Genomic DNA, 21989 nt, shown 5'->3' with positions numbered 1-21989 from the left:
CCTTCCCCCTCAGCTCCGATAGGCCTTGAGATAGGCCCGTTCGAAAAACCGCTTGGCCCAGTGGAATAGCCGCGATTTCGGCAGGGTGAGCGCGAGTTTATGATTGCGGAACACAAGGATGCCCTTGTTCACCGAGTCGACGATACAGACCAGCTCGGCCTTGAAATCATGGCTCGCCTCGCGCCCCGCCAGTTCGTCGGCAATATTCGCGACCGCAGCCTCGGCCTGAAGATCGGCCTGATGCGCCTGTTTGGCAAGCCAGTCGGGGCCGGGGTACGATCCGGTGTCGCCAACGACATAAGTACGCGGCCAGCCGACCACCCGGCATTTCTCGTCCGCCTGAATAAAGCCGCCAGGCGAGCGCGGCAGTTCGGTATTATCAAGCCACAGAGGCCCGGTGAGGCCGGACATGAAGAGCACCAGATCGGCAGGGATCTCTTCGCGCTCGGTGACCACCTTGTCGGCCTCGATGCGCAGGGGCTTCGCGCCGATATGCACCGAGATGTCGCGTTTCCACATCTCGCGCAGCAGGCCATCGACCGCTTTCGGCCCCAGCCGCTGCCCCGGTCTGTCAGAGCCGTTGAAGAACACCAGCCGGAATTTATCCCGCCGCCCCTGTTGCCGCAGCATGGTGTCGATGCCGAAGAGGAATTCGAACATCGGCCCGCCGCGCACGGCCTGCGGCTCTTTCGGATTTGTGCCGAATCCGAGCGCAATGGTGCCGCCCTCCATGTCGCGAATGCGGTCGTGGATGAGCTGGCCTTTGGTGGCGCCTTCGCAAGGAATGATCGCATGTTCCGCCAGCCCCGGTAGTTTTTTCAGATAACGCCCGCCGGTGGCGATGATCAGCGCGTCATTTGTCACAGCGCGCGTCTCTTCGCCGGTCTCGATATCGACTGTACGCCCCCCGTCACGGACATTGACCACCCGGCCCTTGAGCCAATCGACTTTTTCGCGGGCAAAGAACCGCGTCAGATCGACGTCGATGTCGGAGGCGGACCGCAGCCCCGAGGGCATCCAGATCAGGCTGGGCAGATAGGTCAGGTGAGTGTTGGGCGACACCACCGTGATGCGGGCGTCGAGCTTTTCCTTGCGAATCTCGCGCACGGCGGTCAGCGCGCCGAAGCCGCTGCCGAGGATCATGATGTGGGTCTGTTGAGACGGTTGGGAGAGGGTCATGGCATCTGTCCGATTTGAGCCGCATATCAGACTGCGGCGCGGTCATAAGTATGGCGGCAGACAACCCGAACCGAGGCCAGCCTGTCCTTAATCCACATCAAAGATATATTTTAAAAACACCTTAAAAGCTCTGCGGCAAAAAAGCCGGGGATTTGTCCGGCGAGGACGCTCCGGCCCCGAGGTCCATGAGCGGTGCCTGCGAAAAAATCACGACAAATCCAATTTTCCTCTTGCAGGTCGGAGCGGGATTTCATATCTCACGCCTCACCCAAGGAAGCGGGCGTAGCTCAGGGGTAGAGCATAACCTTGCCAAGGTTAGGGTCGGGCGTTCGAATCGCCTCGCCCGCTCCAAATATCCTCCGAGGTCACGCGATCTGATCGCAAGACCATCCCCAAGGAGGATTTAGGGTAGAGACGGCACACCCGGCCGCCTCACGTAACCGAGCCGACGCACAGGCTGGACGCGAGCGGGCGTAGCTCAGGGGTAGAGCATAACCTTGCCAAGGTTAGGGTCGGGCGTTCGAATCGCCTCGCCCGCTCCAATTTCTCTTTCCGATATGACAGACCAGATACAACAGTAAAGACTGGCGTCTCCGCCGGTGGCGCTCGTCTTACAAAGAGTTGGCGGTTCGCTGATCCGCATGCGTCAAAACATCAACCGCCTCGCGATGCCGAAACACCAGAGGGCTTTCGCCGCGCAGACAGGCCACGCGAATCTGGCAATTGTCACAGACCTGCGGCACGCTTTGGCTCAGCCCCTCGCAATCCCCCCTTGGCCCGCAGACGATTTCTTCGGCGATGGTCACCAGATCGTCTATCGGCGTCTGGCTTCCCAGCACACAGCGCAGGGACGACAGCCGCGCGAACAGATCGAAATGCAGCTCCGGTTCCCGCCACGTGATCAGGACGGATGCAATGCCGGGCTGATGAAACTCCGCCATCAACGCGACGCCCAAGCCCCCCTCTCCGTCCACCAAAAGATCAAAGAGCAAAAGATCGAAGGGCTCCTCGCGCAAGAGGGTGATCACCTCTTCGGACGAGCGACTGCGGCGCACATGATGCCCCCTCAGCCCAAAGGCGGTCTGCCATTTCGCCGAGATTTCGATCTCTTCATGCCATACGAGCACACGCATCCGGGTTACCGTTCCTGTTTACCTTTCTTATTAAAACGCAAACATGCTTAACAAATGACTAAGATGCATCTGCCGCAACCGTGCAGAGGCATTGGCAAATCCGCCCGCAGGCGCGTATAAGCGGCGTGACGAGAAGAGGGACAGCCCATGCGCAAGGCAAGCATCACCCGCAACACTGCGGAAACCGAGATCACGGTCGAGATCAACCTCGACGGGACCGGCATTTACGACAACCAGACGGGTGTGGGCTTTTTCGACCATATGCTCGATCAACTGTCGCGCCATTCCCTCATCGACATGACGATCCGCGCCAAAGGGGATTATCACATCGACGATCACCACACGGTGGAAGACACCGGCATTGCCATCGGCCAGGCCTTGGTGAAAGCGGTCGGCGACAAGAAGGGCATCTACCGCTACGGGCACTTTGCGCTGGCCATGGACGACACGCAGGTAGCCTGCGCGCTCGATCTCTCGGCGCGGCCTTTTCTGGTATGGAATGTCGAGTTTCCGACCGACAAGATCGGCACATTCGACACCGAGCTGGTGCGCGAGTTCTTTCAGGCGCTCTCGACCCACGGCGGCATCACGCTGCACATCGACAAGCTGCATGGCATCAATTCGCACCACATCGCCGAGGCGGCGTTCAAATCGGTCGCCCGCGCGCTGCGCATGGCGCTTGAGATCGACCCGCGCATGGCCGACAGCCTGCCGTCGACCAAGGGCGCGCTTTAAGGTTTTGAAGAGAGACTGACATGCTGACAGCACTCGTCGATTACGACAGCGGAAACCTGCACTCCGCCCACAAGGCCTTCGAGCGCATGGCGCGCGATAACGGCTCCGGCACCATCGTGGTGACCTCGGAACCCGATGTGGTGGCCAAGGCCGACCGCATCGTGTTGCCGGGCGACGGCGCTTTTCCGGCCTGCAAGAAACAGCTGTTCGATTACACCGGATTGTTCGAAGCGATCTCAGAGGCGGTCACGGAAAAAGGTCGTCCGTTTATGGGGATTTGCATCGGCATGCAGATGCTGGCGACCCGTGGCCTCGAGTTCGAAGAGACCGCCGGGTTCGACTGGATCGGCGGCGAGGTGGTGAAGATCGAGCCCTCCGATCCGGCGCTAAAAGTGCCGCATATGGGCTGGAACGACTTGCACATATCGAACACACACCCGGTTTTGGATGGCGTTTCAGAGGGCGATCATGCCTATTTCGTACATTCCTACCATTTCAAGGTCGCTAACCCCGCGCACCGTCTCGCGCATGTCGACTATGGTGAAGAGGTCACCGCCATCGTGGCGCGCGACAATATGATCGGCATGCAATTCCACCCGGAGAAAAGCCAGCGCGCGGGGTTGCGCATCGTATCGAACTTCCTCGGCTGGGCACCGTAGGATTTGAGTATTTTCGCCAAGAAAAAGACATGAAAAGGGGCCCGTTTGAGGCCCCTTTTGTTTGATGGTCCGGGAAAGCGCTTACTGCACGCGGCTCCAGGTCTGGCCTTTACAGATCGGCCCGACGCAGCCGGAGACCTTCAGCGTGTTGCCAGAGAGCGCCATTTTCGAGTTGTAGACCTTGCCCGTCGAGGGCTGCCAGATCTTGCCATTTTTGTAGGCCCCGCCGCCCTGTGCGACCATGTCCCAGACGATGGGCTTGCCCTTGTTGGCGGAGTTGTATTCGCCGCTGTCATTGAAGGTCCGGCTGATCGTGCCGCACAGCTTGTCACCGCAGGGCGCGATGGTGATATGCGCATAGGCGCCATCGTCGACCTGGGTCTGCCAGACGCCTTCGACCGGATCTGCGAAAACGGGTGTCGCAAGACCAACTGCGGCAATGGCCGCGAAGATCACATGTTTCATATTCTATCCTCCCAAAGATGCCCCTACCCTGAGCGGGTTCGGCGCTTTGAGGCAAGATTAACGCAGCGGCACATGCAACTCAAAGCGGGTTTTGCAATTCTCACGCAATCATGCCAAAGGGAGCGCAACAGTTTCACGACAGGAGCCCCGCGCCATGATCCTCTACCCCGCCATCGACCTGAAAGACGGCCACGCCGTGCGGCTTTACAAAGGCGAGATGGAGAAAGCGACCGTGTTCAACGAGAACCCGGCGGCGCAGGCGTTGGAGTTTGTCGAAGCGGGGTGCGAGTGGCTGCATCTTGTCGATCTGAATGGCGCTTTTGCCGGCGAGCCGGTGAACGCGGCCCCTGTGGAAGAGATTCTCAAACAATGCAAAGTGCCCGCACAACTGGGCGGTGGCATTCGCGATATGGCGACGATCGAGATGTGGCTTTCCAAAGGGCTGGAGCGCGTGATTCTCGGCACCGTGGCGGTCGAGAACCCCGATCTGGTGCGCGAAGCGGCGCGGGCTTTCCCCGGTCACGTCGCCGTCGGCATCGACGCGCGCAAAGGCATGGTCGCGACCAAGGGCTGGGCCGAAGAGACCAATGTGAACGCCACGGATCTGGCCAAATCGTTCGAAGACGCGGGTGTTTCGGCGATCATCTACACCGACATCAACCGCGACGGCGCCATGCAGGGCCCGAACATCGAGGAAACCGCAGCACTCGCCAATGCCGTGTCGATCCCGGTGATCGCAAGCGGCGGGGTGTCTTCGATTGCCGATCTGGAAAACCTCAAGGCTTGCGGTGCGCCTTTGAATGGGGCCATCTCCGGCCGCGCGCTTTACGATGGGGCGATTGATCTGGCGGAAGCTCTCAAGGTGATGAAGGCCTGAAGCCGTCTTGCGCCTGCGTCAAGCTGTCCCTTTCCTTGCGCCATGGTTCGCCTGTAAGTGAACACACTTAACATGGCGTAAAGAGTTCCGATGACACAGGTTCAACATACCCCCCTCCCCGCCACTTCACGTCTTTGGACGAAGGTGCAAAGCGGCGATTTCATCGACGGCTACGCGGTCCAAAGCGCCCTGTCGCCGCGAGAGGCCGCCAATATCGGCCTGACGATGCCCGGCTGGGCCGACGCGCTTTTGCGTTTGCGCAATCGGATCATGAAGCCTCTTGGCCTGAAGACAGAGACCGCGGACAGCGGCGAGGGCGCGATTTTTCCTGTGGAGTATGAGGGCGCGGATGAGTTGATCATCGGCACCGACGACAGCCATCTGAATTTCCGCATCTGCATCCGTCAGGACGCGGGCCGCATCCATATGGCGACCTGGGTGCATCGCAACAATGCGCTGGGGCGGGCCTATCTGAGGGTGGTCAAACCGTTTCACGTGCTGATCGTGCGGGACGCCATGCGCCGGATCGCCCGTGGAAATGCACGTGCAAATCCTGGCGCCTGACGTTGCATCCGCCCCCCTTGCGCTTTAAAGACTCGGGCGAGAGACAAAAAGGCGCGCCCCATGCTCAAGACCCGCATCATCCCCTGCCTCGACGTGGCCGATGGCCGTGTGGTGAAAGGCGTGAACTTCGTGGACCTGATCGACGCGGGCGACCCGGTCGAGAGCGCGCGGGCCTATGACGCGGCGGGTGCCGATGAGCTGTGTTTCCTCGACATTCACGCGACCCATGAGAACCGTGGCACGATGTATGACCTCGCGACCCGCACTGCGGAACAGTGCTTTATGCCGCTGACCATCGGCGGCGGTGTGCGGACCACGGAAGATGTGCGCAACCTGCTCCTTGCCGGGGCCGACAAAGTGTCCTTCAACTCCGCCGCCGTGGCCGACCCGGACGTGATTGCCCGCGCCGCCGATCACTTCGGCAGCCAATGCATCGTCTGTGCGATTGATGCGAAAACCATCGAATGGGACGAAGCTGGCAACCCGATCAAATGGGCCATCTTCACCCATGGCGGGCGCAAGGCCGCGCTGGACAAGGACGGCCACCCGATTGACGCCGTTGAATTCGCCAAGCTGATCGAAAGCAAGGGCGCGGGCGAGATCCTTTTGACCTCTATGGACCGCGACGGCACCCGCGCGGGCTTTAACATCGCCATGACGCGCACCATCGCGGACGCCGTGAACATCCCGGTCATCGCCTCGGGCGGGGTCGGCACTCTTGACCACCTCGTCGAGGGCGTCACCGAAGGCCACGCCAGCGCCGTTCTGGCCGCCTCCATCTTTCACTTCGGGGATTACACGATCCAGGAGGCCAAGGACTATATGGCCTCCAAGGGCATCCCCATGCGGCTCAACTGAGGAGACCGGCATGAGCATCCTGCACGCGCTTGAAACCGTCATTGCTTCGCGCAAAGGCGCCGATCCCGAGACCTCCTGGACCGCGAAACTCCTGGCCAAAGGCCCGGAAAAATGCGCCGAGAAATTCGGCGAAGAGGCGGTCGAAGCGATTATCGCGGCTGTGAAGAACGACCGCGAGAACCTGACCTATGAGGCCGCCGATGTGCTCTATCACATGCTGGTCATGTTGGCCGCGCGCGATGTGGCGCTGGACGATGTGCTGGGTGAACTGGCCCGCCGTCAGGGGCTTTCGGGGATTGCGGAGAAGGCCTCGCGCTAACCCGACGGCCATATGTGTTGGCCCGTATTTTAGAGTGTCGCCCCAGCATTCAGCGCCTCAAGCGCATCCGAAGCGCAGCGAGAAAATTCGGACAATCCTGCTCCTTCCCCACTCTCGAAATAAGCCTTTAAGTTCTCTCCTGCCCAAAAAACGATCTGAGCACCGTCCGACATCTTACCAGCACCACGGCCTGTGCCAGATTTCAGGTCGAAATAGTCGAACACAGCGCTCCCCGTGCGGCCATCAGAGCATTCGGTTTCGACCACTGCAGTTCCCTCCAGCGTTCTCTCAAACGCCCCCCGACACTGCGCGCCCTTCGTCGAGATCACTCCAAAATCTCCTTCTGAGACCCCATAAACCTCACCGACAAACATTTCGTTTGGCGTTCCCAGAACACAGCCAACGACCTCTGTACACTGGTTGTTTCTATCGTTGCAGTCCGAAGCCTCCGCCGCGAATGCGCATAGTGCAGCAACGTATAGGGCCGAAAAAAAATGAAAACGCATGGTGCCGATACCTCCCAGACACAGCGCGTTAAACACGACAGAACTCATGAGCTCACAACCCGAGCCGCGGAATTTCAATCGCCGGACAGCGATCCATCACCACCTCGGCCCCCTGCGCACGCGCAAGGGCGGCGGCTTTCTCGTTGACGATGTCGAGCTGCATCCAGATGTATTTCAACCCTTTGAGCGCATGCAGCGCGTCATCGACCACATGTTCGGTCTCTTCGGGCCTGCGGAAAATATCCACCATATCGACCGGCTCGGTGATGTCGGAGAGCGCCGCGACACAGGTCTGGCCGAACAGCTCCTTGCCCGCCTGCCCCGGATTGACCGGGATCACCTTATAGCCACGCGCGGCCAGAAATGTGCCGACCCTGTGAGACGGGCGGTCCGGTTTCGGAGAGGCCCCCACGAGGGCGATCACTTTCGTGTCGCCCAAGATGCGGGCAATGTCGGCGTCGGTCAGTTGGTCAACATGTTGCATGTGCGAGAGGATAGCGCATTTTCAAAAAGAAAAAAGCCCGGGCTCTGACGAACAGAAGGCCCGGGACAAAGTGTGGAACGAGGGACAGTGAGAGCTACGCGCGTGTTCCAAACTGCGCGTCTCACCTGATGAGATAGGGAGAGACTCTCGATATGGAAGTGTTTGTAAGAAAAACGTGAACGCATCGTGAATCGGACGCGCCTTGCCCCACCTCTGCGCGTTCAGCGTTGCGAGGCGGCGTAAAGCCCGACGGCAGCGGCGTTCGAGACGTTGAGCGAACCGAACCCGCGCGCGAAGGGGATTTTCACCAATCTGTCGACCGTCTCCTTGGTCTTTTCCCGAAGCCCCGGCCCCTCGGCGCCCATCACCAAAGCGACGGGACGATCCGACAAAGACGTCAGCGCCTCGTCGATGGTCTCGTCCGCCTCGCCATCGAGGCCCAGACAGGTGAACCCCAGTTCCTGCAATTTCACGATGGTCTCCGACAGGTTGCGGACCCGCAGATAAGGTTGGCGTTCCAGCGCGCCGGAGGCGGTTTTCGCCAAGGCGCCGGTCTCAGGCGCGGCATGACGCGCGGTCGCGATGACGGCTTCGGCCCCGAACACCTCGGCAGACCGCAAAATCGCGCCGACGTTATGCGGGTCGGTCACCTGATCGAGCAGCACGACCAAAGGCAGCCCCTCGCCTTTCGCCAGACAGACCTCCTCGACCGAGCCCCAGCTCAGGGGCTTGACCTCCAAAAGCGCGCCCTGGTGCACAGAGGTCGGATCGACAGGAATGTCGAACTTGCGCGGATCGTGAAATTTGCGCGGGTCGATTTCTTCGGGCACGATCCCGCAGGCGGCAATCTCCGCCTCAAGTTTCGCCATCGCGTTCTTCGTCACCAAAAGCCGCAATTTTTCGCGCGCCGGATTCGCCAAGGCATCGCGCACCGCATGAAGCCCGAACAGCCAGACGGTTTCCTGCGCGGCCTTGCGCTTGGCTTGCTCTTTTTCGACGACCCATTTGGGTTTTTTCATGGCTTTGGTGTCCCGATTTTGATGGCTGGCCCTTCTTGGCGCAGGCAATCTCGAAGAACAAGTAATTTTCCTGTTGACGCCCATCGCGCCCATAGGTATCCACCGCCCACACGAACGCAAACGGTCGGTGAGAGATCACAGATCAGCGTGAAAGTGGGCGACGGGCTGCAAGGTGCGGCAGCGGACTGTAACTCCGCCGAGGAGACTCATGCCTGGTTCGATTCCAGGGTCGCCCACCACTTCTCCTCTACAGACATAACGGCTCGGACGCTTTGGCGTTCGGTAAACGCTGGGCTTTTCTCCCCTTGCAACTCCTGTCTGATCCGCCGAATTTGAAGCGATCATAAAAGGAGAGCGACATGGCCCTGCAACGCGTTGAGATCACCTATGGCAGCCCCGAGATCGGCGGGCCCTTCATCGGCGCGCTGCATTGGGATGATGCCCTCACAGGTCCCCGCCCCGGCGTCATGGTTGCCCCCGCCTTTCGTGGACGATCGGAGTTCGAAGAGGCCCGCGCGCAGGAACTGGCCGCTTTGGGCTATGTCGGCTTTGCCATCGACTATTACGGACAGGGCTGGACCACCACGGATGCAACCGAAGCCCATGCCGCCAAGGACAAACTCGACGCCGACCGCGCCACGCTCGCCGCGCGCATGCTGGCCGCTCTTGAGGCATTGAAATCGCAGGATTTGGTGGACGCGGAGCGCACCGCCGCCATGGGCTATTGTTTTGGCGGCAAGGCGGTGCTCGATCTGGCCCGCGAGGGTGTCGGGATCGGTGGCGTCGCGAGTTTTCACGGCATTCTCGACCGAGCAGCGACAGCGCCTGACATGAAAATTGTCTCTGACGTTTTGGTCATGCACGGCTGGGACGACCCGCTCGCGCGTCCCGACAGCGTGCTGGCCTTTGGTCAGGAAATGACCGAGCGCGGCGCGAAATGGCAGCTCCATGCCTATGGCAACACCGGCCACGCCTTTACCAACCCCGCCGCCAAACCGGGTGCGCAGCCGGGGTTCGGGTTCGATGTCAAAGCCACCGCGCGGAGCTGGCGCGCGCTGGTGGATTTTCTGGCCGAAGTGTTGCGCTAGCGCTCACTGAATCTCCACGGCCTTGCGCTCGTAATGCGCCTGTTCCGCCGTGCCGTCGTCAAAAGTGACGTTGAGATCGACCGTCTCGATGCTCCCCGGCGGAAAACTGACGAGGATCGCGTCGAGGCTTTCGGCCTTCAGCGCATTGGGTTGCGCCGTATCGAGGTAGCAGGGTTCCATCACGAAAGGCACCATCTCGCCACCGTTCACGCCATAAAAAACCTCAGTCAGCCCACAGCGCCAGCTCAAAAGATTGGTGAAATACAACAGGTCCTGCCCGTCGTAATTGCGCACCGCGATCCATTGCGGCTTGGTCGCTTGCAGGATGGGTTTGACCTCTGCGGCGGTGGTGAAATTCTCTGCCACGGCGCCCGTGGCCGTGAGGCAGAGAAGCGACGTTAAAACAGTGCGTGTCGTTCCGGATACCATGGAAACAATCCTTTTAACTACAGGGGAATTAACGGCTTTTGATAAACGATGATCCGCCCTATAGTCGGACCGAACCATCATTTGTTACGCTCGCGACTTCCCCATCATTCAGAGTTCTCATGTCCAGTAAGCCTCAAAACCAAGCCCCGTTCAACATTGTCGTCATCGGACAGGACGGGCGGCTGATGTATGAGGCGCTGTTGTTCGCGGCCTCGCTGCGGGCGATGGACCCCAATTTCAAAGGCCGGTTGTTCATCGCCGAACCGCAACCGGGCGAGATGTGGCAGAACGATCCACGGATGAAACAAGCCGATGTGCTGAGCGCTTTCAAACGGCTGGGGGCGGAAATTCTGCCCTTTGAGAGCCGCCATTTCGGCCAGAGTTACCCCTATGGCAATAAAATCGAGGCCCTTTTGGCGCTGCCCGAAGGCGAGCCTTTTGTGTTTTTCGACAGCGACACGCTGATCACCGGCCCTGTGTCTTCCGTGCCTTTCGATTTCACCCGCCCCTGCGCGTCCCAAAAGGTCGAGGGCACCTGGCCGCAGATCGAACTTTACGGGCCGGGCTACACCGAGATTTGGAAATCGCTCTACGATCGCTTCGGATTGGAGTTCGAAAGCACGCTCGATCTCGACCAGCCGGACGAATATTGGAAGCGCTATCTCTACTTCAACGCGGGCTTCTTTTTCTATGAGTGTCCGCGCAAATTCGGCGAGCGTTTCCTCGAATACGCCCTCGAAATTCGCGACAACCCGCCCGAGGCCGCCAGCCTTCAGGTCTTTGATCCCTGGCTCGACCAAGTCGCTTTGCCGCTGGTGATCCACTCTTTCGGCGGCGCGCGGCGGACGATCCCCGAAGACACGCTCGATGGCGCGATCTCATGCCATTACCGCACCTTCCCGCTCCTGTTCGCGCGCGAAAACGACCGCGTGGTCGAGGTCTTGCGCGAGGTCTCAAGCCCGAATTGGATCAAGAAGGCGCTCAAGGACTACGAGCCGATCAAGCGCCTCGTCTATCAGCCGAAGGGTGATAAGATCCGGGCGATGTTCGACCGTGATCACCTGCCCCGGCGCGAAAAGATGATCCGCAATCAGATCAAAAAGGCCGGGTTGTGGATGCGGTGACGCGCCACGGCCCAGCCTCTTCGCATCAGCCCAGGCGCCGCACCCTGCCCCTCTGACCCGGCAATGTTCCGCCAGCACTCGGAACATCTGGCCGCAGGGGCACGGGTTTCCCTTGGCCCGATCCCAAAGCTGCGTTAGGGTGCCACGACAGTCAGAATTCAGACCCAATAATCGAGCCAGCCTGCGGAAATGAAACCGAATTTTGCCCTCAACCTGAGCCATGACGGCATCGTTTTATTGCACCGCGCCTCAAGCGGCTGGCATCAGATGGGCGAGGTCGCGCTGGACGCACCCGATATGGCCGGGGAACTGGCTGAGCTGCGCAAGCTCGCCACCTCTGTGTCGACCTCCGGGCTGGCCACCAAACTGGTGATTCCGAACAGCCAGATCCTCTATCGCAGCCTCCCAGATCCGGGTGAGGCCACCCGCGATGCCGCGATCCGCGCGGCGCTTGATGGCGCGACACCCTATGGTTTGGACGATTTGGTCTGGGACAGCACAGTCACAGATGGCCAGGTGCAAGTCGCGGTTATTGCCCGCGAAACCCTTGAAGAAGCGGAAGGTTTCGCCACCGAGCACCGCTTCAACCCGATCTCTTTCGTGGCCCTGCCCGACGCCGACAGTTACGCAGGCGAACCGTTTTTCGGTCGCGCGAAAGCCGCGGATGCGCTGATCGGTGCCGGCACAAAGGTCGAGCCGGACGAGAGCGCCATCCACATCTTGCCCAAACGCAGCCTGCCGCCGCCCCCGGTCGACCCGGTGGTGGCTGAGCCGGTTGAAGCGGCTATCGCCCCCCATCTTGACGAGCCGCTCACCGACGCCCCCACCGCCGTGGTTGAAAACGTGGGGGAAGACGTGAGCGAGGCTATCCCGCAAGAGACGCTGCCTCTCGTTCCGGAAGCCGGGGACGAAACCTCGCCACAGGAAGACCTTTCACAAGATGAGGCGGAGGAGGCTCGTGACACGGAAACGGCGTCTGCGGACACCCCCTCTGATGCGCCCTCTGACGCACCCGAGCCGCCAGTTGAGGAAACGCCCGCGCCCTCCGCGTTCCAAAGCCGCCGCCTGACCGCGACAGAGACCTCCAAGGAGACGCCCGCAGCGACGGAGACACCGACGGCACCGCGGCTCTCCGCACGCCCGGCCCGCTTCTCCGCAGTGTCCGAAGGCACCCCACCGACGCCCAAACCGCTTGGCCCCGCCACGCAAGAGCCCGCTGGGGAGACGCCGGAAGAGCCATCGAAACCGGCGCCCAAGACGGTCGAAAAACCCGTCCATGACCACCCGCATGTGGCCGTGACCTCTGGTGATCTGCCGGTTGAGGAGGCCGAGGAGGCCCCGAAGCCCAAGGCGCCGCGTCCGGGCAAATCCGCGCCCCTGCCAGAACCGCCGCCCATGCCCGCGAGTCCGATTGTCCCCGAGCCGCGCGCCCAGGCTGGAGCCCTGAATGCCGACAAGAAAGCGCCGAAAGCTGCGGCCAAACAGGTCGCCAAGGGCGCGCTGAAATCCTTGTCGGGGCTTTCGACCGCGGCCAAAACACGGATGGACAAGGTCAAGGACGACAAGACCAAAGACACACCGCCACGCGAGGCCCCCGCGGACCCCGATCAAAGTCTGACGGGCGCTGGCATCGCGCCGGAGATGACGCCGATGTCCGACCGGGCCGCCGGACTTGACCGGGTGGAGAACACGCTCGACGAGGCCGAGGCGCTGACCGTTTTTGGTGCCCGCCGCCGCAGTCGCACGGAGCGCAGATCGCCGCGCATGGGCCTGATCCTGACTGCCATTCTGGTGGTGGCTCTTTTGCTCATCGGGCTGGTCGCCGGGCTGTTGCCCGAGGATGATGCACAGCCGAAGACCGCGCAGACCAGCGCGCTGGAACAGGCCGAGGAGACGTCCAGAGACCTAACCGATGGGACGGATGGGGCAGATGCGACCATCGTGATCCCGGCGGAGACCGCCCTAGCCGAGGATGTCTCGGAGCCGACCGAAGAAGCTGCCCCCGAAGAGGAGCCAGAGCTGACGCCTGAACTTTTGGAACAGGCCGCCCTGCCCGAACCTCCGGGCTTACAAAACGAGCTGCCGGAACCGGATCTCGAGGCGCTGAATGCGCAATATGCCGCCACGGGCATCTGGCCCTTGGCGCCAGAAAACGGCACAGGCGAGACCGGCGAAGACGATCTCAATGCGGTTTACACCGCCTCCATCGACCCGAAGATCTCCTCGCAGGATGCGGGCGCCCTGCCCGATGCGGCGCGCCATATTGGCGAGCCTGCCCCGCGCGCCGCCCTGCAACCGGCACCGCCGGGCACGCGCTATGACTATGACGAGGACGGGTTCATTCGCGCCACGCCCGAGGGCACAGTGACCCCGGGCGGCGCCGTGGTCTATGCCGGTCGCCCGGATGTGACGCCCAAACCGCGCCCCGGCAGTGCGGTGGACGCGGCGGTCGAGGCGGCTCTGGCGCCTGCACCCGTCGATGAGAATGATACCCTGCGTCTGGCGCTCGCGGCGTTTCAGCCGAAACTGCGGCCCGAGAGCCTTGTCGAGAACACCGAAAAGGCCAATCTGGGCGGCATGACCCGGGCCGAACTTGGCGGCTTTGCCCCGAAACTGCGCCCGGCCTCGGCACAGGAGCTGGCCGAAGAGGACGCCCGCACAGAGACCCCGGATGAGCAGCCACGCACAGCGCCCGTCGTCACGGTGTCGTTGATCCCGAAAGCACGTCCGCAGAATTTCGAGAAACTCGCAGCCGCCGCGCGTGCCGCAGAGGCCGCCGCAGCGGCCGCAGCCGAGGCGGGGACCACCTCCAGTTCGGCCGCGACGCAAGTCACAGCACGCGTGCCGGACTCGCCCTTGCCGAAATCCGACCCGGCCAATGTGGCGCGTGCGGCGACGGTGAAGAACGCGATTTCTCTGCGCAAGCTGAACCTGATGGGGGTCTATGGCTCAAGCTCGGATCGCCGCGCCCTTGTGCGTCTGCCGTCGGGGCGGTTTGCGAAGGTGAAGATCGGCGATCGTCTGGACGGCGGACGGGTGCAATCCATCGGCTCGGACAGCCTGACCTACGTCAAGAACGGGCGCTCTCACACGCTTGAAATTCAGGGCTAAAATTCAGTGCTAGAATTCAGGGCTAAGGCGGCTGTCCGCGGGCTCGCTGATATTTGGGCAAAGACTGCCTAAAATCTCACATGCCCCTTGTTGCTTCGCTTCGCGGCTGCGGCGGGGCTTTACCTCTCTGTAATGACGCGTGAATATGATGTCACAAGTTCGTCGTGCCACCCGATCCCGATAAGGACAACGCCCATGCAAGGCCTTCTGGCCCAAGCCGTTATCTACCTCGCCGCCATCGTCATCGCCGTGCCTCTGGCGCGCCGCTTGGGGCTCGGCTCCGTTTTGGGCTATCTTTTGGCCGGGATGATCGTTGGGCCGATTTTGGGGCTGGTGCAACACAATGAGAGCGAGGATTTGCTGCATTACGCCGAATTTGGCGTGGTGATGATGCTGTTCCTGATCGGGTTAGAGCTGGACCCGCGCGGCCTATGGGAGATGCGCAACAAGCTTTTGGGCATGGGCGGATTGCAGATCGTTTTGACCGGCACGGCCATCATGGGTGCCGCGATCTGGGCCGGGCAGACGTGGCAGACGGGGCTGGCGCTTGGCATGATCCTGTCGCTGTCGTCGACGGCGGTGGTGCTTCAGACGCTATCCGAGAAGAACCTGATGCACACGGGCGGCGGGCGCGCGGCGTTTTCGGTGTTGTTGACCCAAGACATCGCGGTGATCCCGATGCTGGCGCTGATGCCGCTTTTGGCCGTGGGATCAGCCCTGACGATCAACCCCGACGGCTCGATCAGCCGCGCTGTTGATCTCGAAAACGCCGCCGGGCACAGCGCCACGCTGGTCGAAGGGTTGCCGGGCTGGGGCGTCACTTTGGTGACGCTGGGCGCCGTCGCCGCGATCATTCTGGCTGGCGTGTTCCTGACCCGTCCGGTGTTTCGCTACATCCATTCCGCCAACCTGCGCGAGATTTACACCGCCGTCGCTTTGTTGATCGTGATCGGCATCGCCTGGTTGATGACCGCCGTGGGCCTATCACCGGCTTTGGGCACGTTTCTCGCCGGTGTGGTCTTGGCGAACTCCGAGTTTCGCCACGAATTGGAAAGCTCCATCGAGCCCTTCAAGGGGCTGTTGTTGGGGCTGTTTTTCATCGCCGTCGGCGCGGGGATCAATTTCACCGTGCTGTTCCACGATCCGGTCACAATCATAGGTCTGACCTTTGCCCTGATGATCACCAAGGGGCTGATCCTCTATGTCATCGGGCGGATTTTCAAACTGCGCCAGCGGGGACAATGGCTCTTTACTCTGTCGCTGGCGCAGGCCGGGGAATTCGGCATGGTGCTAACGACCTTCTCGCTGCAACAGGGGGTTTTGACCTCCTTCATGGGCGAGCGGGTCTTGCTGGTCATCGCGCTGTCTCTCCTGTTCACGCCGCTGTTCTTCATGCTGCAGGACTATCTGCGGTTGAGGCTTGCCGACCGTGTCGAGGAAACGCCCGCCGACGAAATCGACGATCAGCAAAAGATCATTATCGCGGGCATCGGGCGGTTTGGTCAGGTGGTGAACCGGCTGGTGCAGGCTTCGGGCTTTCAGACCACCGTCTTGGATCACGACCTGAAAACCATTCAGCTGATGCGCAAATTCGGCTTCAAAGGCTTCTTCGGCGACCCGACCCGACCCGAGCTTTTGCACGCCGCGGGCATCGATACGGCGCGGGTGCTGGTGATCACTTTGGACGACCCGAAAGCCGCGACGCAGCTTGTGACATATGCCCGGAACCTGCGGCCCGATCTGTTCATCATCGTGCGCGCCCGCGACCGCATCCATGTCTATGAGCTGTTCAAAGCGGGCGCCAACAAGATCGTGCGTGAGATGTTCGACAGTTCGCTGCGCGCTGGTCGCTATGTCTTGGAAGAAATGGGCTTTTCCGAATATGACGCCGCTGTCACGGAACAGGCCTATTACCAGCATGACCGCGAGGCGCTGCGGGCGCTGGCGGAGCTTTGGGACCCGAACAAGCCGGTGTCTGAGAATGCCGCCTATGTGGCGCGATCCCAGGCGCTGGACAAGGAATTCGAGGCCGCTTTGCTCACCGAGCTGGAGCGAAAACGCGAGAAAGGCGATGCGGCCTAACGGGCATCGCCTTCCAGCTTATTTGTCCGACACACCGGCCTCGGCGAAGGTCGCCATGCCCGACAGGCATTCGACGGCGCCCTTCACCAGCGGGATCACAAGCCCCGCGCCGGAGCCTTCGCCCAGTCGCAGGCCCAGAGAGACCAGAGGCTCTTTGCCCAAAGCGCTGAGCACCGCCGGATGTGCGGCCTCGTCCGACACATGGCCTGCGATGCAGTGATCCAAAGCGCCCGGCACCGCACGTTCAAGCGTCGCCGCCGCCGCGCAACAGATGAAACCATCGAGCACCACAGGGATGCGCAGGTGCCGCGCGCGGGCAATCGCACCGGCCATGGCGGCCACTTCTCGCCCGCCCAGTGCTGCCAAAATCTCCAGAGGCGTTTTGCCTGCGTGGAGCGCAACACCGGCGGCGCAGACCTCTTCCTTGATCTTTAGCCCTGCGTCATCGACGCCCGTGCCGCGTCCTACCCAATCGGCCGCATCACCGCCGAACAGGGCGTTGGCAATGGCCGCCGCAGAGGTGGTGTTGCCGATGCCCATTTCGCCGACGACCAGCAGATCCGATTGCGGATTGACCGCGTTCCACCCGATCAAAAGCGCCTCGACACAATCCTCCTCGGACATCGCAACGGTTTCGGTGAAGTCATTGGTCGGGCGGTCCAAAGCGATCGGATGCACCGACATCGATGCGCCTGCGTTGCGCGCCAATTGGTTGATTGCCGCGCCGCCGTGTTGGAAATTCGCCACCATTTGAACGGTCACCTCCACAGGGAAGGCCGAGACGCCGCGCGCCGTCACGCCATGATTGCCGGCAAAGATCGCGACCTGCGGCTGGCTGATCCTGGGACGGCCCTCGCCGCGCCAGCTGGCGTACCAGATGCCGATCTCTTCGAGCCGCCCCAAGGCGCCCGCCGGTTTCGTGAGCTGCGCATTGCGCGCCTCCGCCGCCTGTTTTGCCGCCAAATCCGGGCCGGGGGCCTGTTTCAGCAAAAGTTCAAAGCCCGCGAGATCGGTAAAAGCACCGGTGAACACCATGGGTCGTCCTCATTGTATTTGTCTTGCCGGGGTTTTATCCCGGGAGCACCCACAAGGACAGGAACGATTTCACATGATCCCCCGTTTCACATCACGTTTCCAACCTGTGCCCGGCGATGTCGCCACGGCGCTGGCCCTTTTGACCCGCATTCCGGTCCGCGCCGGGTTCTCACGCACGGCGGAGGCGACATGGGCTTTCCCGCTCGCGGGGCTGGCCGTGGGGCTGATCGCAGGGGCCGTGGCCACGATTGCAGGATGGCTGACGCTTGGGGCCGGGATGACTGCCGGGTTCACCTTGGCGGCCTTGGTGATCGTCACGGGTGCCATGCACGAAGACGGCTTGGCGGATTGTGCCGATGGCTTCTGGGGCGGATTTGAGAAGGCGCGGCGTCTTGAGATCATGCGGGACAGCCGCATTGGCGCTTTTGGCGTCCTTGCGCTGGTCCTGTCTCTGCTGCTGCGCTTCACCGCGCTCTCGACGCTGGCGCATGAGGATGTGATCGTCACCACGGTGATCGCCAGTGCTATGCTGTCGCGCGCGCCCCTGCCCTATCTCATGGCCTTGATGCCCCCCGCGCGCGGGGACGGTCTGTCGGTCCGCACCGGCCGTCCGCCGCGCGATGCCGCGAGCCTCGGCGCGGTCGTGGCCTTTATGCTGTCCTGGATCGTGGTCGGCTTTGTGCCCACGGTGCTCGCCGCCTCCGCCGTCACCGCGACCGCCTTTGTCTCGGCCCGGATTGCCAGCCGCAAAATCGGTGGGCAGACCGGCGATGTGTTGGGGGCGACCCAGAGTTTGGCAGACATCATGGCGCTTACGGTCTTTGCCGCACTCGCCTGAAACGTGTGCAGCCGCCTATTTTGCACAGCATTCAGGCAGGTTTCGGCACGGAAGGTCCGGTTAACCCTACCTTTAAAGGGGGAAAAATCACTCCCTTTTCCCATACGGTCAAAAAAGCCTTTGTCCAATCCCCTCCACAAGCAATCCTGAGGGAAGATCTCCACTCGTACCCCTCGGCTCGTGATGAACCAGACCCGCATTTCTCCTCCGGATGATATCCTGTCCGCGCTCTATGACGTGGCGCTCGCCCCCGAATGCCCGGAACGCTACGCGCGTCTCCTGCCGCATATGGATCGCGAAACGGTGCCTGCCAGCCTGTCCGAGAGCGCCCTTCTCAAGCATTTTCATCGCGCCGAAGAAATCCTCGCCCGAAGCTCGGCGCAGCCGCAAGGTGATGAGATTGCCGGCCTCATGGCGCGATTTTCGCAATCGACCGCCATTCTGGTCGACGCCCGGCTTACCGTTCTGGCCGCCAACGGTCCCGCGGGGGCGCTTTTCGGGGTCGATGTCGGAGCGCCGCTCGGTTGCGCCAACTTGCCCGAGGACACACGCGCAACCCTGCTCACTCTGGTCAAGGCGCGTCTGGATCATCGCGCCGCAGTGGCGGCTGACACGCTGTTGGAATTGCACAAGGACGACCACTCCCGCCCGACGCTTTTGAAACTGCACCCTGAGGTCTTGCCGCAGACCGGGCCGGTGGTTCTGATCCTCTCCTCCGAACTGATCTGGCCGGAGGGCTTCGATGCGGTTCTGGCCTCTGCTTTCGCCTTGACGCCCGCCGAGATCGCCGTGATCCGGCGGTTGATCAAATCCGAGAATATTCAGGAAATCGCCACCGCGCGCGGGCGCTCCGTCGATACGATCCGCACCCAGGTGAAAACCATCCTGAGCAAGACCGACACGCGCTCGCAGGCTGAATTGATCCGCATCGTCTTGATGATGATGCATATGGCGACGGCGCCGGGCGGGGTGCGGGCACAACTCACGAAGGATGCAACCAGACCGGACGTTCTTTGGCAGAGTATGACCCTGAGCGACGGACGCCGGTTGGACTACCGCGAATTTGGGGCGCCTGCGGGCCAACCGGTGCTGGTCTGGCCGATGGATTATGGCTTCACCCATTGGCCACGAGCGGCGGAGGCGCGGGCCCGCGCTTTGGGGCTTCGCGTGATCCTGCCTCTGCGTGGGGGCTACGGCCCCTCGGACACGCCCCCCGCAACGGGCAGCCTGTCGGAACATTACGCCCGCGACATCGCCGAGCTGGTGGCGCATCTAGACCTCGGCCCCTGCCCGCATCTGGCGCTCGGCGTCGATGTGATGTTCGTCGCGAAATTCGCCGCACTCTTTCCGCATCTCATCACCGGTGTCGTCGGCTGTGGCGCGGTCTTTCCGGTGACCGAGCCCAATCAGATCGCCTGCATGGACAAATGGCACCGCATGATTCTGGCCACCGCCCGCCACACGCCCCGGCTTTTGCCTTTCCTGATCAAGGCGGGTTTCGCGTTGGCGCAGAAGGCCGGGAAAGATGCGTTTATTCGCAACATTTTCGCCGATGCGCCGGGCGATCTGGCGTTGCTGGACGATCTGGACACACGCGAGGCCCTGTTCAACGGCAGTCATTTCACCCTGTCGAAAGATTATAACGCCGCGGATATTTTCACCCGGACCACGATTGAACAGATGACGATGGATTGGTCGCAGGACCTACATGCCATGGCGCAAAGCCTGCCGGTGCAGTTCCTACAAGGCCTTGAAGACACCGAAATCCCGCCAGACATGTTGGCACAACACGCCGCGCGCTACCCGGAGATCAAGATCGAGCTTTGCGAGAACGCGGGCCGCTTCGTGTTCTTCCGTGCCTGGGACAAAGCACTGGCGCATTTGACCCGAATGGCATGAAAAATTCGACGTTCATACCGCTTTTTTGACCCGCCTACCCCATCTGGGGAATGTGGAAATCCCTGCCTTCACATAGAAAAAACAGGCCGATTGCACGGTGCAGGAGGGCGTGGGAGAAGGGTAATGAGTATTTCTGAGTTTGATGTCACCCTCCTGTGCCGTGCCATCGGCGTCGCGGGCAGCGTCATCTATGTGGGCGGGTTTGCGGCACTGCAAATGCATTGGATCGAGGGCAAGGGCCTGATCTATTCGCTGAGCAAAATCCTGGGCGCGCTCTTTATTCTGGTCAGTCTGATCGTGGATTTCAACCTGGCTGCGGCGCTCACACAGTGCTGCTTTCTCGGCTTCGGCCTGGTCGGCCTGATCCTGCGCCTCAGATCTCGTATGGCTCCTGACCAAACGAGATCTGGATGGGCGGGCACTTCAAAGTCTCTTTGGAGTGACGTCAGTGGGACCGAGGCCTGAGCGAGGCCTGAGGTTCGTCGGCCCACTGACATCGCAGCACACTTCAAAACAGTGGCCCTGACGTTTTGAGGTGACTGCACTCTGACCGGGCCGGTGCGCCTGCGCGTCAGAAGAAACGCTGTCTCCTTTCGGGACAGCGTTTTCTTTTGCGCCCTTCCAAAAAGAAAACCGCCACAAAAAAACCGCCGGTAAGGTCTCCCTCCCGGCGGTCTTCATTGTAGCTGAAATACTCAAAGATCAGGCGGCGCGGCTCACGAGCACATCGCTGACTTTCTTTTGCGCATCCGCCTCGTCAGAACCGGACACAGCGGCCACTTCACGGGTCAGACGGTCAAGCGCCGCTTCGTAAAGCTGACGCTCGGAATAGCTCTGTTCGCGCTGGTCGTCGGTGCGGTGCAGGTCGCGCACCACTTCGGCGATGGCGATCAGGTCGCCGGAATTGATCTTTTGCTCATACTCCTGCGCGCGGCGGGACCACATGGCGCGTTTGACCTTGGCCTTGCCTTTCAGGGTCTTCATCGCGTCCTGAATCAGTTCCGGCGAGGACAGCGACCGCAGGCCGGATTCGACGGCTTTGTTGGTCGGAACGCGCAGCGTCATCTTGTCTTTCTCAAAGGCGATGACGAAAAGTTCAAGGGACATGCCCGCGATTTCCTGTTCTTCGATCGACATGATCTGACCGACGCCATGGGCCGGATAAACAACGTAATCATTGGGGCGGAATTCGGATTTCTTGGTCTTGCTCATTTGCAGGTGTTTTCCTCAGACGGGACCGTTGGCACCACCTTTTCGGTCGCATCGCGCTTTCGCTCTCGCCCCGGATCGCATAAGGCACGGGCACACACAAAAGCCCGCAGTCTCTCTGCGATGTCCCCTGCCAATCTGGTGTCAGGGCCCGGATTTAGGCGCGAAAAACTCAATCCCCATAAAAGCACAGCTCAGGGGGTTGAGGTCGATATGTCCTAACGTGGTTGAATGACCATAGCACAAAAAACGCCCCAAAGAAAGCACAGCTCAGTGAAGCGGCAGCAAGAGCCCCCCGTTTTCAGGGGGTTACCCATGAATCAAGGACTTATAGCGGGCTCTGCATATAAAAAGGGCCCTCGTTCCGGGGCCCTTT

At 61.3% G+C, this 21989-nt stretch carries 22 protein-coding genes and 3 tRNA genes; 16 read left to right on the top strand and 9 right to left on the bottom strand.

The features are described 5' to 3' along the window. Positions 1 to 9: 9 nt before the first annotated feature. Positions 10 to 1143, bottom strand: a complete 1134-nt coding sequence (locus tag HCZ23_RS02245) for an NAD(P)/FAD-dependent oxidoreductase (protein ID WP_254869857.1) — start codon at positions 1141 to 1143, stop codon at positions 10 to 12. A gap of 312 nt (positions 1144 to 1455) precedes the next feature. Here HCZ23_RS02245 and HCZ23_RS02240 point away from each other — a divergent pair. Together HCZ23_RS02240 and HCZ23_RS02235 are read left to right on the top strand one after the other, a co-directional pair. Continuing rightward, positions 1456 to 1530: transfer RNA gene (locus HCZ23_RS02240), tRNA-Gly, on the top strand. A gap of 116 nt (positions 1531 to 1646) precedes the next feature. Next, positions 1647 to 1721 (top strand) — tRNA-Gly (locus HCZ23_RS02235). Positions 1722 to 1790: 69 nt separating this feature from the next. Here HCZ23_RS02235 and HCZ23_RS02230 read toward each other — a convergent pair. Then, a complete protein-coding gene (locus tag HCZ23_RS02230; protein WP_167600052.1) occupies positions 1791 to 2312 on the bottom strand; it encodes a hypothetical protein in 522 nt (173 codons plus the stop codon). Positions 2313 to 2459: 147 nt separating this feature from the next. Between HCZ23_RS02230 and hisB the strand changes: the two genes are divergently transcribed. Then, positions 2460 to 3047 (top strand): imidazoleglycerol-phosphate dehydratase HisB, encoded by a 588-nt coding sequence (gene hisB / locus HCZ23_RS02225; RefSeq protein ID WP_167600051.1) that lies wholly within the window; start codon positions 2460 to 2462, stop codon positions 3045 to 3047. A gap of 20 nt (positions 3048 to 3067) precedes the next feature. Further along, positions 3068 to 3706, top strand: coding sequence for an imidazole glycerol phosphate synthase subunit HisH (gene hisH / locus HCZ23_RS02220; protein WP_167600050.1), 639 nt, complete (start codon positions 3068 to 3070; stop codon positions 3704 to 3706). Positions 3707 to 3787: 81 nt separating this feature from the next. Here the strand turns inward: hisH and HCZ23_RS02215 are convergent, their stop codons facing one another. Next, positions 3788 to 4171, bottom strand: a complete 384-nt coding sequence (locus tag HCZ23_RS02215) for a DUF2147 domain-containing protein (protein WP_167600049.1) — start codon at positions 4169 to 4171, stop codon at positions 3788 to 3790. Between the two features lie 154 nt (positions 4172 to 4325). Between HCZ23_RS02215 and hisA the strand changes: the two genes are divergently transcribed. The 4 genes from hisA (at position 4326) to HCZ23_RS02195 (ending at position 6789) form a co-directional block, all read left to right on the top strand. After that, positions 4326 to 5048, top strand: a complete 723-nt coding sequence (gene hisA, locus HCZ23_RS02210; RefSeq protein WP_167600048.1) for a 1-(5-phosphoribosyl)-5-[(5-phosphoribosylamino)methylideneamino]imidazole-4-carboxamide isomerase — start codon at positions 4326 to 4328, stop codon at positions 5046 to 5048. A 90-nt stretch (positions 5049 to 5138) separates the two neighbouring features. Further along, positions 5139 to 5612 carry a DUF2867 domain-containing protein gene (locus tag HCZ23_RS02205; protein WP_167600047.1) on the top strand — a complete coding sequence of 158 codons (474 nt, stop codon included), beginning with the start codon at positions 5139 to 5141 and terminating at the stop codon, positions 5610 to 5612. 60 nt (positions 5613 to 5672) lie between these two features. Further along, positions 5673 to 6470, top strand: a complete 798-nt coding sequence (hisF, locus tag HCZ23_RS02200) for an imidazole glycerol phosphate synthase subunit HisF (protein WP_167600046.1) — start codon at positions 5673 to 5675, stop codon at positions 6468 to 6470. A gap of 10 nt (positions 6471 to 6480) precedes the next feature. Then, positions 6481 to 6789 (top strand): phosphoribosyl-ATP diphosphatase, encoded by a 309-nt coding sequence (locus HCZ23_RS02195; protein ID WP_167600045.1) that lies wholly within the window; start codon positions 6481 to 6483, stop codon positions 6787 to 6789. A 29-nt stretch (positions 6790 to 6818) separates the two neighbouring features. Here HCZ23_RS02195 and HCZ23_RS02190 read toward each other — a convergent pair whose 3' ends face one another. The 3 genes from HCZ23_RS02190 to rlmB form a co-directional block, all read right to left on the bottom strand. After that, positions 6819 to 7343 (bottom strand): hypothetical protein, encoded by a 525-nt coding sequence (locus HCZ23_RS02190; protein ID WP_167600044.1) that lies wholly within the window; start codon positions 7341 to 7343, stop codon positions 6819 to 6821. Positions 7344 to 7347: 4 nt separating this feature from the next. After that, positions 7348 to 7779 carry a CoA-binding protein gene (locus HCZ23_RS02185; RefSeq protein WP_217703100.1) on the bottom strand — a complete coding sequence of 144 codons (432 nt, stop codon included), beginning with the start codon at positions 7777 to 7779 and terminating at the stop codon, positions 7348 to 7350. Positions 7780 to 8000: 221 nt separating this feature from the next. Beyond that, positions 8001 to 8798, bottom strand: a complete 798-nt coding sequence (rlmB, locus tag HCZ23_RS02180; protein WP_167600043.1) for a 23S rRNA (guanosine(2251)-2'-O)-methyltransferase RlmB — start codon at positions 8796 to 8798, stop codon at positions 8001 to 8003. 155 nt (positions 8799 to 8953) lie between these two features. Between rlmB and HCZ23_RS02175 the strand changes: the two genes are divergently transcribed. Together HCZ23_RS02175 and HCZ23_RS02170 are read left to right on the top strand one after the other, a co-directional pair. Further along, positions 8954 to 9037 (top strand) — tRNA-Tyr (locus HCZ23_RS02175). A gap of 120 nt (positions 9038 to 9157) precedes the next feature. Further along, the gene (locus tag HCZ23_RS02170) at positions 9158 to 9886 is read left to right on the top strand and encodes a dienelactone hydrolase family protein (RefSeq protein WP_167600042.1); all 729 of its coding nucleotides are present in this window, start codon (positions 9158 to 9160) and stop codon (positions 9884 to 9886) included. Between the two features lie 3 nt (positions 9887 to 9889). Here the strand turns inward: HCZ23_RS02170 and HCZ23_RS02165 are convergent, their stop codons facing one another. Then, positions 9890 to 10315, bottom strand: coding sequence for a hypothetical protein (locus HCZ23_RS02165; protein WP_217703099.1), 426 nt, complete (start codon positions 10313 to 10315; stop codon positions 9890 to 9892). A 119-nt stretch (positions 10316 to 10434) separates the two neighbouring features. Between HCZ23_RS02165 and HCZ23_RS02160 the strand changes: the two genes are divergently transcribed. The 3 genes from HCZ23_RS02160 (at position 10435) to HCZ23_RS02150 (ending at position 16632) form a co-directional block, all read left to right on the top strand. Further along, the gene (locus HCZ23_RS02160; RefSeq protein WP_167600041.1) at positions 10435 to 11439 is read left to right on the top strand and encodes a hypothetical protein; all 1005 of its coding nucleotides are present in this window, start codon (positions 10435 to 10437) and stop codon (positions 11437 to 11439) included. Positions 11440 to 11628: 189 nt separating this feature from the next. Beyond that, positions 11629 to 14550, top strand: coding sequence for a hypothetical protein (locus HCZ23_RS02155; protein WP_167600040.1), 2922 nt, complete (start codon positions 11629 to 11631; stop codon positions 14548 to 14550). A 195-nt stretch (positions 14551 to 14745) separates the two neighbouring features. Continuing rightward, positions 14746 to 16632: a monovalent cation:proton antiporter-2 (CPA2) family protein gene (locus HCZ23_RS02150; protein WP_167600039.1), complete on the top strand. Its 1887-nt coding sequence runs from the start codon at positions 14746 to 14748 to the stop codon at positions 16630 to 16632. An 18-nt stretch (positions 16633 to 16650) separates the two neighbouring features. On the opposite strand, the gene cobT is transcribed toward HCZ23_RS02150, so the two are convergent. Continuing rightward, positions 16651 to 17667, bottom strand: a complete 1017-nt coding sequence (cobT, locus tag HCZ23_RS02145; RefSeq protein WP_167600038.1) for a nicotinate-nucleotide--dimethylbenzimidazole phosphoribosyltransferase — start codon at positions 17665 to 17667, stop codon at positions 16651 to 16653. Positions 17668 to 17740: 73 nt separating this feature from the next. Between cobT and cobS the strand changes: the two genes are divergently transcribed. The 3 genes from cobS to HCZ23_RS02130 all read left to right on the top strand — a co-directional run bounded on the left by cobS (position 17741) and on the right by HCZ23_RS02130 (position 20869). Further along, positions 17741 to 18505, top strand: coding sequence for an adenosylcobinamide-GDP ribazoletransferase (cobS, locus tag HCZ23_RS02140; protein WP_167600037.1), 765 nt, complete (start codon positions 17741 to 17743; stop codon positions 18503 to 18505). A 183-nt stretch (positions 18506 to 18688) separates the two neighbouring features. Continuing rightward, entirely contained in the window at positions 18689 to 20404 is a 1716-nt protein-coding gene (locus tag HCZ23_RS02135) for a hypothetical protein (protein WP_167600036.1), read from the top strand. 123 nt (positions 20405 to 20527) lie between these two features. Beyond that, positions 20528 to 20869, top strand: a complete 342-nt coding sequence (locus tag HCZ23_RS02130; RefSeq protein ID WP_167600035.1) for a hypothetical protein — start codon at positions 20528 to 20530, stop codon at positions 20867 to 20869. 237 nt (positions 20870 to 21106) lie between these two features. Here the strand turns inward: HCZ23_RS02130 and HCZ23_RS02125 are convergent, their stop codons facing one another. Next, complete coding sequence (locus HCZ23_RS02125; RefSeq protein ID WP_167600034.1) at positions 21107 to 21616, bottom strand: CarD family transcriptional regulator; 510 nt, start codon at positions 21614 to 21616, stop codon at positions 21107 to 21109. Positions 21617 to 21989 lie beyond the last annotated feature (373 nt).

Source organism: Celeribacter sp. HF31 (genome assembly GCF_011806455.1).
GTDB lineage: Bacteria > Pseudomonadota > Alphaproteobacteria > Rhodobacterales > Rhodobacteraceae > Celeribacter.
Note: the sequence above shows the minus strand (reverse complement) of the source record. Positions and strands in the feature narration are given on the sequence as shown.